Source organism: Rhizobium sp. Root491 (genome assembly GCF_001427205.1).
In the GTDB taxonomy this organism is placed as follows: domain Bacteria; phylum Pseudomonadota; class Alphaproteobacteria; order Rhizobiales; family Rhizobiaceae; genus Agrobacterium; species Agrobacterium tumefaciens.
The window spans coordinates 404837-417700 of record NZ_LMFF01000012.1 but is presented as its reverse complement, the minus strand read 5'-3'; the positions used below and the strand labels follow the sequence as shown (position 1 = coordinate 417700).

The following is a 12864-nucleotide window of genomic DNA, read 5'->3' as shown; positions in this document are numbered from 1 at the left end:
CAAGGTTCGCCGCGGCAACTGAAGAGGAACGGAGCGCCCCTTCGTGTTCGAAGATGACTATCCTGTGCGCGATAGACCTAGAGTTTCAGCCAGACACGCGGGTTTTCGTGTGACTGGATCTTGATCCATTTCAGGTCAACCGCTTTCCAAGGTTTGACGACGTTGGTGCGGTTGTCCAGCACCAGATCGCCCTGGCTGGTGCTGACGACCAGAACGGCGTGGCCTATGCCGGTGGGGGTGCGGGCGGTGGCAATGCGCAGGGCGCCCGAGGGCCAGCCGGCGCGCAGAAGGCGTTGCCGCTTGGTCACCGCGTAGTCGTCACAGTCACCGCTTGCGGGGTTCAGATTCCATTCGTCCTGTCCGTCCGCTTCGCTTGTATAGATTATCGATGTGTTGATCTCGGCGTTGATGCGCTGGAGTTCCGTGCGCTTCTGCTTGGTCAGTTCGACCGTGTCGCGATCACCAATCCGGACACATTGGTCGGCGGCGTCGTCGCAAAATTTTGCGAAGGCGATGGGTGCAATTGTCGGGCGGCTTGTCGTCATGAACAGGCCGGGGCGCGATGCGGTCGGGTTCTGCGCCAGGCCCGCAAGCGGGGCGGCCGATGCCATTGTCGCGATGCTTGCCGCCACACTGACGGCAACTGCCAAAGTCTTTGCCAGACGGATTTGTCTCTTCGCCATGTCTCTGCCTCTGCCCGGTTGTTGTCTCTTGTGCATGGCAACATAGCGACCCTTCGTTGCGGGCCGTTTAAGTCGATAGATTGCTTTTTAGCGAAATCCAATTTTATTAAAGCGAGATAGAACAGCGGGGAAACCGGTGAGTTTGCGCTTACTTGCAGCGGGTGCGGCCCTCGGCATCTATGATACATGTCTGTTGTGGCACAGCGTTTCGGTACTCACGCCGCGTATCGGTTGAGTTGCTGCGACTTGCCGGCGGCCGGTCGTAATTGCGGTAGACCTCGAAATTGCGCCCGCCGATCGTTCCCTGCGCACCGCCACGGCCATCCGGCGTGACTTCGAAATTCTGATATTGCTGGGCAGAAGCGGAAGCGGGCAGGCCCATCAGCACGGCAAAGGCGCCAGCCGCCAGGCCCTTCCATAACGCTGCCGTTTGGTGCCTGCGCAAGATCATGGCTGTTTCCTTCCCTCGACAGAACGACAGATACGCATTCTGCTTTCCCAATCGTTCGTCGCGTTTACTATATCACTGATCGCGCATTGAGGGTGAGAACGAATATAGCGTTCGTCGGCAGGCGAATCGCTTCGGTACCGCTGGGGGCATCACCAGATAGTGGCCAGACGACTATCTCGCCGCCCGATTGTCCGGAACGCAAAAAAGACGTTTTTAGAGCTGAAAAATTAAGCTCTTCTCCGCTGCATTTATGGGCTTCACAATCCTGTAACAACGGACCTAATATACAAGTGCAGATGCCGAATCGATCAGGAGAAGCCCTTGACGATTGCAGTTTCACCACAGGCCCTGCCGGCGCTCGTTCTGAACGCAGACTACAGGCCACTGAGTTATTATCCCTTGTCGTTATGGTCCTGGCAGGACGCGATCAAGGCCGTCTTTCTAGACCGTGTGAACATCATTGCAGAATATGATCACGCGGTGTCGTCACCCAGCTTTTCCATGCGGTTGCCGAGCGTCGTCAGCCTCAAGACCTATGTCCAGCCCACCCGCAACCCCGCATTCACACGCTTCAACGTGTTCCTTCGGGACAAGTTCGAATGCCAATATTGTGGCACGCGGGACGACCTGACCTTCGATCACGTGATTCCCCGCGCCCATGGCGGCGAAACCACGTGGCACAATGTCGTGGCGGCCTGCTCTCCCTGCAATCTTAGAAAAGGCAGCAAGCTTCCCAAGCAGGCGGGCATGTTCCCGGCGCAGAAGCCCTTCCAGCCGACGGTTCAGGACTTGCACAATAACGGGCGGCTGTTCCCGCCCAACTACCTGCACGAAAGCTGGATGGACTATCTTTACTGGGATACCGAGCTGCAGCCCTGATCCTGAGGACTGCAACGCGGCTTTTCCGTTTAACGGCTTTTCCGGCTCGCGCCAAAAAAGGCAACGGCCGCAAGCGCAACGCTTGCAATGACATTCCAACCGGCAAACGAAAGGCCGAGCACCCGAAGTGCAGCGTCGTTGCAGGAGGGTGCCTTGATGGCATTCAGATTGCCAAGCAGGTCACCGGCATTGGTGGTGATGGATGGCGCACCCGTGGCGCAGGTGATAGGCCCCGCCCAGAAACCCCATTCCACACCAGCGTGATAAACACCAAGCCCGGCGCCGATCAGCATCGCCACGCCGATGAGGGCGAGAAGCAGCCGCGTGATCTGAACCGGCAGCTTGAAGATGCTGGTCGCTATGGCCAGAATACCCAACGGAATGGCGTAGTAGTAGGGATCGCGCTGCAAAAGGCACAATGCGCAGGGCGTATAACCGCCAATATGCTGGAAACCGAGGGCGGAGCCGACAGTAAAGATCATTCCCGCCGTTACGCCAAGAGCGGCGAGCGTGCGGCTGTTGTCGGCGGTTGTTGCAGTGGCCATAATGTTTTCCCCAAACTTCACGAAGAAGCAGATATCCCGAACGGGCTTTCAAAAAGGCGGGCGTGATGGCGAAATTAAGTCGCCGGTTCAACGGTGTATTCCCGGATTCGTCTAATCCAGTCCTTTGCATCTGGCAAATGAAAGCCCGGTAATATTCGAGGGGCGAATGAGCAAAGTTTCGTGAGTGTCTTGATGGCCGCGAAGCAATCGACCGGTCTTTCTGAAAGACCGGAATAAAACGAAGAAAATCAATGCGGTTTTGGAAATGGTACCCCAAGCCGGGATCGAACCAGCACTCCTTGCGGAACCGCATTTTGAGTGCGGCGCGTCTACCAATTCCGCCATTGGGGCAACGGTGGTAATGCCACGGCGTCTATCACGGTCAATGGCATGCGTGCAACCCCAAAGCTGATTTTTCCTGTCTAATGACGTGCGTTTGCAGCCTTCATTTCGGAGCTTTTACCGGGCGGGGAATGAAAGGAGACTGGCGTTTGTCCGTCCCGTATCGGTACACCGACGGTTGTGGCGTTAAAGCAATATTAGATACCACTAATAAATTAGAATATACACAATTGCTAATTGAATTATGATGTTTGCGTGGAGTTTCCACGCGGGGCGGGAGAAGCCAGAACTCATAGGAGGAAATTATGAGGGCGCTTTCTCGCAATTTGTTACTGTCTGCCTGTCTGATTTTACCGGTCAACGCCCACGCGCTGGATATCGGGATTGGCGGTGAGAACGGGGTGAATGCCAGTGTGGGCGGCAATGGCAGCGGTGGGCTCGGTGTCGACGCTTCCGTTGGTGGCAGCAATGGCGTCAATGCCAGCGCTGATGTCGGCGGCAGAAGCAGTGGCGGACTGGGCGCGGATGTCAACGCGTCGGTCGGTGGCAGCAGCGGGGTCAATGCGGATGTCAACGCATCCGTCGGCGGCTCGAGCGGTGTCAGTGCGGGCGCCAATGCTTCGGTTGGCGGCTCCAGCGGCATCAATGCCAATGTTGGCGCGAATGTGGGCGGATCGAGCGGTCTTGGCCTTGGTGTCGGGCTTGGCATCGGCGGCTCCAGCTCACCAGGCAATCCGGGGAACCCCGGTAATCCGGGCAATCCTGGAAACCCCGGCAACACGGGGCCGGTATCGCCCGGTGGCATGCGCAATGCCATACAGGCCTATAACGACATGTCGCGAAACGAGCAGATCAAGCTTGCCCGTCGTTGTGTCGACATTCTCGGCGGCGGATATGACGCCGCACTGACGCAATTGTGCAAGATGATCCGGACGGCCTCGCGCTGACGCAGCGTCAGCCCCGTGGATAGTCCGATACCAAACCGAAGGATGCTGCGGCATCCTTCGGGACTAACTGTTCTTGCGCCCGAAGGAGAGGATTTTCTGGCGCAGGCTGCGGGCGAGGTTGCGGGTGTTGCGATACATGTCCACCTGCGTGGAAACCTGTCGCACGTCACGGTCGCTGTTCTGCGCAAGCCCGACGACCAGAGTGCCCATTTCCTGCCGTTCCTGCCAGAAGCGGCTCATGATCGGATGATCGGGCACTGCGCAGCTGTCGCTGCGCAGAATATTGGCGTCGTCCAGCTGCCAGTCGGTCAGTTTCTGCACCAAGAGTTTGCCGGGTGAAAACCGCGAATAGGATTCGTCAAAGGCGGTCTTCCACGTATAGGCCTCGCCAGCCGTCATGAAGACGATCATGGAGGCGATGGCGCTGCCATTGAGATCGATGGTGTGAATGCGCACCGCATCCGCTTCGGCCAGATTGGTGATTGCCTCGCGGGCGAAGGCGGCGCGATAGCGGTCGTTCACCAGCGCGCTGCGTTTGCGGCCTTTCCAGCCACTCGCTTCCAGCGCCAGGAATTCCTCCATGCGGTAGCGTATGTCCTTCGGTTGCCGGGTAACGGTGTAGGAAAGGGCCCCGAGTTTTTCGAGCTGTCGCCACTGCCTGCGCATTTCCCGCAAATGATGCGGCGCAAGTGAATTGCGCAGATAGGCTTCGCCGTCCAGAAGGCTCTCCAGCATCGGCCGCTGATAGTTACCAGTCGTCGTCACCGGCAGGTTGCGGCTGATTGCTATGGCCTTGAACATCCGGGCAAAAGGCCCTTCAAGCCGTACATCCGGCAGTACCAGAACATTCGGCAGGCGCATTTCCCGGTCGGAAAGCGCATCGAAAAGATTGTCGAGCGTCTCTGCGGCACCTTCGGTATCGACCAGCGGCGTGCCGAGAGGGCCGAAGGGGTTGGCCCAGCCACGGATGATGGAGGGACCGATGGAAAAACCCGGCTTTTCCACGGTGAAGGGCATCAGAAAGCGCATGCGGCTTCTAGCGCCGTTCTCGTCGCGAATAAGGGCGAAGCGCACGGACTTGTCATCGATACGCGGCATGGCGGGCGCAAGAAGCCGCCCTGTGAAGAAGACATTTGCCTCCATGACGCGGTTGGACAGGAAGTCGAGTTCTTCCTGCATGTCGTAACCGAGCCGGCCAGGATAGATGCAGAATTCGCGGCCATCGCGTCCCACGCGCCGGCTGCTGTCGGCCACGGGGCGGTCACGCTCCGTAGACGCCATCAGCGCAGCGATGCGCGGGTCCTGAAAATCCGGATTCTTTGGGTCGCTGGACATGCTTATCGTTACACCGCCTTCCCAGTGTCTTGACCCGCCCGGGGATCGTTGAAGGCGAAAAGGACGATCCCGAGTGTGCGGCGAATGGCAATATGCAATAGCACAGCTTCTACGCACATTGCTATCGCCACAGCTGCCGCAGCGCCAGTCAGACCATAGACCGGAATCAACACCATGTTGAGTATAATGTTACAACCGAAGATAATAATATAAAGAGCTACGCACAATTTTTGTTTGCCGGCCATATTCAGCAGCGTTTCTCCCGGGCCGATCAGTGCTTTTGCGAGGAAGCCGGCAAAGAGGAAGAACATCAGCTTGTAACCCTGTACGAAGCCGGGACCGAACAGGGACAGCAAAAACGGCCCTGCCAGAAGCACGAGACAGCCAACGGCAAGTGATGGCCAGAAGGCCCAGCGCGCCGCCTGGCTGGCGAACCCGGCCAGCCCCTGCCTGTCATTGGCAGCAATGAGCGCGGCCAGACGTGGGGCCGCAGCCGCCTGCACGGAAAAAAACACGAATTGCATCAGCACGATGGTTTTTGCCGCGGCAAAATAGATGCCGACCTGATCCGGCGGCAGATATAGACCGACGATTACCACATCTGAGTTGGTCATCAAAAAACCGATGCCGTCGATCAGGAACATCGGAAAGGCAAACCGTATCCACGGACGGAAATGCACCCTGCGGGCAACGCTGCGGAAATGCCGGTTGAGCCGGCGGTTCATGAACACGAAGTGGAAAAGCGTGGTGACATAGGTGGCCAAAAGGGCCGCAAGCATCGCTGTCGTCGCGGTTTTTTCCGCGCCGAGACGGATCGCCACCAGCATGAACAGCAGGATCAGCACCGGGCGGATGATATAGGTGGGGCTGAGGGCTGAAACCGCCCAGCCGTTGGCACGAGCTGTCCCGTTCAGCACATCGCCAAGCGCCACCATCGGCAGGGTGAAAAGCGCCAGCGAAACCGGAATGAGGTAATAGGCGGAGATGCGCTCGCCGAAGAAATACAGGAAGACGAAACCGAAAAATGCAAGCGCGCTGGCCGAAAGCATGGCGAAGAGGCGCGCTGTCGAGGTCAGACCCATGATCTTGTCATGGGCATCCTCCAGGCGGTAGCCGGGCAGAAAGCGGATGACGGTGGTGTGAAAGCCGAGACAGGAGAGGTTGCCGAACAGGATGACCAGAACCCAGACAAAGGCGAACAGGCCATATTCGAATTCGCCCATCAGACGGGCAAGGATGATCTGGGAGATGAAAGCGATACCGGCGCTGATGATGCGTACCGCAAATGCGACGAGCGCCATGCGCTGCGCCCGGGAGACATCGTCTCTGCCGGAAACGACGACGGCGATTTTTGCCCCCAGCGGCGCCAGTTTAGCGCGCAGGCCTGCGGGTAAGGCTTTTTCCGCCGTGTTGAGGATAGCCATAATCCACACGCCATCATTTCCAGTTGAGTAGGCAACTGGATTATAAGCACCTTATCATTAACGAAGGGTTTGGGAGACAGGCACCTGTGTGCCGATATTGACCACCGGCCTCGGTTTGCGGATCCCGTTGAAGAGAAAAAGGGCAAGCGGACTGCGGCGTATCGCCTGATGCAGCAGATAGGCCGTAGTCGTGGTGGCGACGACGATGATGGCGAATTCCAGGATCGGCGGCAGCGAGATCAGGATGAAGAGGGTGCCGAAGGCATAAATCAGCGGGTGGTGAAACAGGTAGATGGTGAAGGAAGCGTCGGTCATTCTCCTGGCAAGCCGGCTTGGTCGGTCGAAAAAGCGGCAGGCGATGTCGATCAGCAGGCGGCTTGCCGCCACGGCGGCGATTGCGGAGACGAGTACCAGCAGGGCCGAGTTCGAAAAAGGATATTCCAACCGCAGCGTGACCGCTGCCGCGATCGCGGCAAACGCGATGACGCCCGTGAGGATGCCCGTCTGGCGGAAGCGGTGAAAAAGAGCCCGGTCTCGATGAAGCAAAGCCCCGATAAGGAAGAACGGTACGTAACGTGCGTAAGGGTCGGAGGCCCGTTCATAGAGAACGAGAAGGCTGTTCCCATTTTTGCCAGCAAGCAGGCCCGAACCGTAAACTGTCAGCTCCCATAAAACAGGGAAGGCGCAGAGCGCTGCGAAAAACGCGGCTGGATATTGACCCCGCATCCTGCCGAACCAGTCTCTTGCATAGGCGAGGGGCGGGCGCCCCGCCAGAAATAGCAGGCCGGCAAGCAGACCCGAATACGCGATAAGGGCGGGTAGGAACCATAGATGCATGATCCATTGCTCACCCGGAAGCAGCAAATCCGGCAGGTTCGCGAGCAGCCGGTCGGCGGGAATATCACCTTTGGCGATACCTGCCAGTTTCAGCAGGAAAAGCTGCGATGGCCCAAGCAGGAGCACGGCCACGATGAAAGGGACGCCAAGGCGAAGGAAGCGCTGTCTGAGCCATGGCATCTTGCCCTTCCTGCCGATGACCATGGTGGAAAAATAGCCGGCCACCAGAAAAAACGAAGGCATGCGGAAGGTGACGAGCGCTGCCCCAAGCGCGGTCAGGACTGGGCTGGTCTCGAAATCCTTGATGTCCCAGGGCAAAGCATAGCTGTAGAGCAGGGAGGCGTGATAGGGTATGCCGAGCAGCATGAGGAGTGCCCGCAACGGGTCCCAATAATGCTCATAGTCTGATTTGCCCGGTTGCATTTTCCCCTCGCGTGACGAACGCGATCCCGCCTGATCCGTAACGATCAACACGACTATTGGTGGAAAACGCTAATAAACCCTTCATGCACCCGACGGCGTGGGCGGGGCCTTTTTCTTGGGCATGAGGTCAAGCACCAGTGCGCAGCCCAGAATGATGATGCCGGCACCGAACAGCTGGGGAAGCGACAGCGGTTCGTCGAGCACCAAGGCGCCAACAAGCACCGCCACAACGGTGACGGCAAATTCCACGCTGATCGCCTTCGTTGCGCCGATCGAGGAGACCAGCTTGAAATAGGTGATGTAGGTCAGGCCGCTCATGACGACCGCCTGTATCAGAAGATAACCGTAATCGACGAGATCGGGCGTTCCGGGCAAGGGCACCGCGAAAAGAAGCGGCAGGGTCATCAGGCCGCCTGTCAGGAAAGAACCGATGGTTATTTCCCAGGATCCAACCCCCTTGAGGTGCAGGCTCGCAAAATTGCTGCCATAGGCGGCACAGATGCAGGCGGCGACAGCGGCAGCACAGCCAATGACAAAGCCGGATGTGACAGGAACAGCGGGAAAACCAACGAGCAAGACGATGCCGGCAAAGCCGATGACGAGACCGGCAATACCCTGCCGCGTCAGGCGTTCCAGACCCCAAATCTGCGAGATTAGCATTGAAAAAAGCGGAATGGTCGCCACCAATATGGCTGCCATCGCAGTGCCGATCTGAGGCGTCGCGTAGGACAGGCCGATCAGTTGCCCGGCGACCGTCGTTGCGCCGACGATTGCGAAAGCGCGCCAGCTTGCGGAGAATGCAAGCTTCCGGCGTGCCGCACACGCAATGAGAAAGAGTGCTACAGCGGTTATGAGCGAGCGAAGCGTGACTGCGCCGATCCAGCCGAAGGCTGCGACGACATGTAGAAGCAGCAGGAAAGACACGCCCCACGTAATCGCGAGAAAAATATAGGCGGCAAGATCGCGAGGGGCCATGAAAGCAGTTTCCGCAGGATGATCCGGCTCCCATATGGAAAGTGCCGATACCAGTCAACACCCCGACCAGCAGCAATGATCCTGCCTAAACAAAATCGCCCGTAACGCAGGTTACGGGCGATCGATTGCTGGCATAAAGCCCTGGCCTTTTACGCCTGTTCGTAAACGCCGTGGCAGTGCTTGTACTTCTTGCCCGAGCCGCAGGGGCACATTTCGTTGCGGCCGATACGGCCCCAGGTGGCGGGGTTGTTCGGGTCGCGGTCCTCGGCCGGTACGAAAGCGACCGGCACGCCCTGCGCCATCTCATCTTCCCCGGTGACGGGGTCGAGGTGATGCGCGGTCATTTCCGGCAGCTCCGGCTGCTGCGGTTCCTGCTGCACCAGTTCCACGCGCATCAGCTGCGCGGTGACGGCTTCACGCAGGTTGGTAAGCAGCGACTGGAACAGCTCGAAGGCTTCCGCCTTGTATTCCTGCAATGGATCGCGCTGGGCGTAACCGCGGAAACCGACGACGGAACGAAGGTGATCGAGGTTGACGATGTGTTCGCGCCACAGGTGGTCGATTGTCTGAAGCACGACCGAGCGCTCGACATAGGTCATGATCTCTGGGCCGAAACGTTCCGCACGTTCAGCGGCGTATTTGTCCGCGGCCTCGGTAACGCGCTGAAGAATGTCGTCCTCGGCGATGCCCTCTTCCTTCGCCCATTCCTCCACCGGCAGGTCGAGGTTCAGGAACTGGGCGATACCGGCCTTGAGGCCGGCGATATCCCACTGTTCGGCATAGGCATTTTCAGGAATATGCTTGGTGACGAGCGCTTCGATCACTTCGTGGCGCATGTCGGCTGCGGTTTCACCGATATTGTCGGATTCCATCAGCTCGAGGCGCTGCTCGAAGATGACCTTGCGCTGATCGTTCAGCACGTCGTCATATTTCAGCAGGTTCTTGCGGGTCTCGAAGTTACGGGCTTCGACCTTCTTCTGGGCACGTTCCAGCGCCTTGTTGATCCACGGATGGACGATGGCCTCGCCGTCCTTCAGGCCGAGCTTCTGCAACATGCTGTCCATGCGCTCGGAACCGAAGATGCGCATCAGGTCGTCCTGAAGCGACAGATAGAATTTCGAGCGGCCGGGGTCGCCCTGACGGCCGGAACGGCCACGCAGCTGGTTGTCGATACGGCGGCTTTCGTGTCGCTCGGTCGCGATGACGTAGAGACCGCCGGCGGCAAGCGCCTTTTCCTTGAGAACCTTGATCTCTGCGCGGATGGCCGCTTCCTTCGCATCACGCTCCGGACCCGGCTCCATGCCTTCCAGTTCGCGCTCCAGACGCATCTCGACGTTGCCGCCGAGCTGGATGTCGGTACCACGACCGGCCATGTTGGTGGCGATGGTGACCGCACCGGGAACACCGGCCTGCGAAACGATATAGGCTTCCTGCTCGTGGTAACGGGCGTTCAGAACCTGGAAATCGGTAAAGCCGGACTGGCGCAGCATGTGGGCCAGAAGCTCGGATTTCTCGATGGAGGTCGTGCCGACGAGAACCGGCTGACCACGATCATGCGCCGCCTTGATCTCGGCGATGATGGCAAGGAACTTCTCTTCGCCGGTACGATAAACCTCGTCGTCCTCGTCGATACGCTGGATCGGCAGGTTGGTCGGCACCTCGATGACGTCGAGACCGTAGATGTTGCCGAACTCTTCCGCTTCCGTCGATGCCGTACCGGTCATGCCCGCAAGCTTTGCATACATGCGGAAGTAGTTCTGGAAGGTGACGGAAGACAGCGTCTGGTTTTCCGGCTGGATCTGCACCTTTTCCTTGGCTTCCAGCGCCTGGTGCTGGCCTTCGGAATAACGGCGGCCCGGCATCATGCGGCCGGTGAATTCGTCGATGATGACGATCTCGTCGTTGCGGACGATGTAGTCCTTGTCGCGGGTGAAGAGCTTGTGGGCCTTCAGCGCATTGTTGATGTGGTGAACGATGGCGACGTTTTCGATGTCGTAAAGCGATTCGCCCTTGAGCAGGCCCGCCTGCCGCAGCAGGTTTTCGAGCTTCTCGGTGCCGTCTTCGGAGAAGTTGGCCGAACGCTGCTTCTCATCGATTTCGTAGTCTTCCGGCGACAGCAGCGGAATGAAGGCGTCGATGGTGTTATAGAGATCGGAGCGGTCGTCCAGCGGGCCGGAGATGATAAGCGGCGTGCGCGCCTCATCGACCAGAATGCTGTCCACTTCGTCGACGATTGCGTAGTTGTGGCCGCGCTGCACCATCTGGGCGCGATCATATTTCATGTTGTCGCGCAGATAATCGAAGCCAAGCTCGTTATTCGTGGCGTAGGTGATGTCGCAGCCATAGGCCTCGCGGCGCTGGTCGTCATCTAGCCCGTGCACGATAACACCGGTCGTCAGACCGAGGAAACGGTAGAGCTTACTCATCGTGGCCGCGTCGCGCTGGGCGAGGTAGTCGTTGACGGTAACGACATGCACGCCCTTGCCAGCCAGCGCATTGAGGTAGACCGCAAGGGTCGCCACCAGCGTCTTGCCTTCACCGGTCTTCATTTCGGCGATGGCGCCCTGGTGCAGGATCATGGCACCGGTCAGCTGCACATCAAAGGGTCGCATGTGTAGAACACGGCGCGACGCCTCGCGGGCGACGGCAAAAGCCGGGATCAGCAGATCGTCCAGCGATTTGCCGTCCGCAAGCTGCTGGCGGAACTCCGCCGTCTTTGCCGCCAGCGCGTCGTCGGAAAGAGCCTTGGTGGCTTCCTCCAGCGCATTGATGGCTGCGATCTTGCTTTTATAGGAGCGGACGCGGCGTTCATTTGCCGAACCGAACAATTTGCGGGCTATTCCGCCGAGGCTGACCATCTTACTGGCCCTTTCTGAAATTCCGTTTTCGCAGGCGGTTTTTTCCATCACGCCGATTTCGGCAACAAATGACGGACTTCGCCCTTCAACGTATCTGGACGCGAGGTTGCGTGACAGATAAGAGGGGGGGCAAATGATGTCAACGGTTCTGCCCGTTACAGAATGGCCACAATCCGGTGTTTGGAAGTTTTTTCAGAGCCGGAAACCATGTCTGGAGCCGGCATTGTCCCCGAAAGGTTCAAAATGTTGCGCTATAATAAAATTGCGGCTGCGGTGATTGTGGCCACGCTCGGCCTCCAGTTTCCTGCCTTTGCACAGGAAGACAAGGTTGTCGCCAAGGTTGGCGATCTGGAAATCCACCAGTCCGAACTCGACCTTGCCATGGGCAATCTCGATCCGCAGCTCGCACAGCTTCCCGACGAGCAGAAGAAGGTCGCAGCCCTTTCCGGCGCGATCGACGTCAAGCTTCTCGTGAAGAATGCCAGCGCCGAAGGTCTGGAAAAGACCGAAGACTTCAAGAAGCGCATGGAGTTCATTCAGGACCGTGAGCTGCACAACGCCTATTTCCGCAAGCATGTGGTTGATGCTGTCACCAATGAAGAGGTGAAGGCGCGCTACGACAAGGAAGTCGCAGCCTTGCCGAAGGAAGAAGAAATCAAGGCAGCTCATATTCTGGTTGCAAGCGAAGACGAAGCCAAGGACGTCATCAAGCAGCTTGATGCGGGCAAGGATTTCGCAGCGCTTGCCAAGGAAAAGTCGACCGACTCCAACAAGGATGATGGCGGCGATCTCGGCTGGTTCGGTAAGGGCCGCATGGTTCCGGAATTCGAAGAGGCCGCTTTCGGTCTCGAAAAGGGCGCCTACACCAAGACGCCTGTCAAGACGCAGTTCGGCTTCCACGTCATCAAGCTGGAAGACAAGCGCATCGCACCGCCACCGGCTTTCGAGCAGGTCGAGCCGCAGGTTCGTCAGCTTGTCATGCGTGACAAGTACGTTGCCCTCATCGAGAAGGCAAAGGCTGACCAGAAGATCGAAATCATGGATGAGACGCTGAAGAAGGGCTACGACGAAGCCACGAAGGAACAGCAGGCACAGCCGCAGCAGTAATAAAACCATGTTACGGGGCGGCCACAGGCCGCCCCGCTTCATCTCAGGCACTTTCAAA

The 12864-nt window shown here is 58.3% G+C and carries 11 protein-coding genes and 1 tRNA gene; 3 read left to right on the top strand and 9 right to left on the bottom strand.

All coding sequences use genetic code 11. The features are described from left to right. Positions 1-77 precede the first annotated feature (77 nt). The gene (locus ASD46_RS12840) at positions 78-683 is read right to left on the bottom strand and encodes a transglutaminase-like cysteine peptidase (protein WP_025595463.1); all 606 of its coding nucleotides are present in this window, start codon (positions 681-683) and stop codon (positions 78-80) included. A 148-nt stretch (positions 684-831) separates the two neighbouring features. Beyond that, on the bottom strand, positions 832-1134 hold the full coding sequence (locus ASD46_RS12835; protein WP_003511249.1) for a hypothetical protein: 303 nt from the start codon (positions 1132-1134) through the stop codon (positions 832-834). A gap of 321 nt (positions 1135-1455) precedes the next feature. Between ASD46_RS12835 and ASD46_RS12830 the strand changes: the two genes are divergently transcribed. After that, a complete protein-coding gene (locus ASD46_RS12830) occupies positions 1456-2013 on the top strand; it encodes an HNH endonuclease (protein ID WP_003511248.1) in 558 nt (185 codons plus the stop codon). A 29-nt stretch (positions 2014-2042) separates the two neighbouring features. Here the strand turns inward: ASD46_RS12830 and ASD46_RS12825 are convergent, their stop codons facing one another. Further along, positions 2043-2558: a disulfide bond formation protein B gene (locus ASD46_RS12825; RefSeq protein ID WP_013761732.1), complete on the bottom strand. Its 516-nt coding sequence runs from the start codon at positions 2556-2558 to the stop codon at positions 2043-2045. A 266-nt stretch (positions 2559-2824) separates the two neighbouring features. Continuing rightward, a tRNA-Leu gene (locus ASD46_RS12820) sits at positions 2825-2909 on the bottom strand. A 296-nt stretch (positions 2910-3205) separates the two neighbouring features. Here ASD46_RS12820 and uppQ point away from each other — a divergent pair. After that, positions 3206-3847 carry a polysaccharide biosynthesis GNAT family N-acetyltransferase UppQ gene (uppQ, locus tag ASD46_RS12815; RefSeq protein ID WP_003511246.1) on the top strand — a complete coding sequence of 214 codons (642 nt, stop codon included), beginning with the start codon at positions 3206-3208 and terminating at the stop codon, positions 3845-3847. A gap of 63 nt (positions 3848-3910) precedes the next feature. Here uppQ and ASD46_RS12810 read toward each other — a convergent pair whose 3' ends face one another. The 5 genes from ASD46_RS12810 to secA form a co-directional block, all read right to left on the bottom strand. After that, positions 3911-5182: a GNAT family N-acetyltransferase gene (locus ASD46_RS12810; protein ID WP_003511245.1), complete on the bottom strand. Its 1272-nt coding sequence runs from the start codon at positions 5180-5182 to the stop codon at positions 3911-3913. A gap of 8 nt (positions 5183-5190) precedes the next feature. Beyond that, positions 5191-6606: a Wzx-type polysaccharide biosynthesis protein UppV gene (gene uppV / locus ASD46_RS12805; protein ID WP_038494164.1), complete on the bottom strand. Its 1416-nt coding sequence runs from the start codon at positions 6604-6606 to the stop codon at positions 5191-5193. Positions 6607-6663: 57 nt separating this feature from the next. Continuing rightward, positions 6664-7866, bottom strand: coding sequence for an acyltransferase family protein (locus ASD46_RS12800; protein ID WP_082546194.1), 1203 nt, complete (start codon positions 7864-7866; stop codon positions 6664-6666). 81 nt (positions 7867-7947) lie between these two features. Continuing rightward, complete coding sequence (locus ASD46_RS12795; RefSeq protein WP_060642367.1) at positions 7948-8841, bottom strand: DMT family transporter; 894 nt, start codon at positions 8839-8841, stop codon at positions 7948-7950. Positions 8842-8990: 149 nt separating this feature from the next. Continuing rightward, a complete protein-coding gene (gene secA / locus ASD46_RS12790; RefSeq protein WP_038495808.1) occupies positions 8991-11699 on the bottom strand; it encodes a preprotein translocase subunit SecA in 2709 nt (902 codons plus the stop codon). 243 nt (positions 11700-11942) lie between these two features. Between secA and ASD46_RS12785 the strand changes: the two genes are divergently transcribed. Then, the gene (locus ASD46_RS12785) at positions 11943-12806 is read left to right on the top strand and encodes a peptidylprolyl isomerase (RefSeq protein WP_013761725.1); all 864 of its coding nucleotides are present in this window, start codon (positions 11943-11945) and stop codon (positions 12804-12806) included. The last annotated feature ends 58 nt before the right edge of the window (positions 12807-12864 follow it).

What these genes read in the sequence shown, in the direction of transcription:
- ASD46_RS12795 (WP_060642367.1), bottom strand. Translation starts at nt 8,841, where the DNA reads ATGGCCCCTCGCGATCTTGCCGCCTATATTTTTCTCGCGATTACGTGG.
- ASD46_RS12800 (WP_082546194.1), bottom strand. Translation starts at nt 7,866, where the DNA reads ATGCAACCGGGCAAATCAGACTATGAGCATTATTGGGACCCGTTGCGG.
- secA (WP_038495808.1), bottom strand. Translation starts at nt 11,699, where the DNA reads ATGGTCAGCCTCGGCGGAATAGCCCGCAAATTGTTCGGTTCGGCAAAT.
- ASD46_RS12785 (WP_013761725.1), top strand. Translation starts at nt 11,943, where the DNA reads ATGTTGCGCTATAATAAAATTGCGGCTGCGGTGATTGTGGCCACGCTC.
- ASD46_RS12840 (WP_025595463.1), bottom strand. Translation starts at nt 683, where the DNA reads ATGGCGAAGAGACAAATCCGTCTGGCAAAGACTTTGGCAGTTGCCGTC.
- ASD46_RS12825 (WP_013761732.1), bottom strand. Translation starts at nt 2,558, where the DNA reads ATGGCCACTGCAACAACCGCCGACAACAGCCGCACGCTCGCCGCTCTT.
- ASD46_RS12810 (WP_003511245.1), bottom strand. Translation starts at nt 5,182, where the DNA reads ATGTCCAGCGACCCAAAGAATCCGGATTTTCAGGACCCGCGCATCGCT.
- ASD46_RS12835 (WP_003511249.1), bottom strand. Translation starts at nt 1,134, where the DNA reads ATGATCTTGCGCAGGCACCAAACGGCAGCGTTATGGAAGGGCCTGGCG.
- uppQ (WP_003511246.1), top strand. Translation starts at nt 3,206, where the DNA reads ATGAGGGCGCTTTCTCGCAATTTGTTACTGTCTGCCTGTCTGATTTTA.
- uppV (WP_038494164.1), bottom strand. Translation starts at nt 6,606, where the DNA reads ATGGCTATCCTCAACACGGCGGAAAAAGCCTTACCCGCAGGCCTGCGC.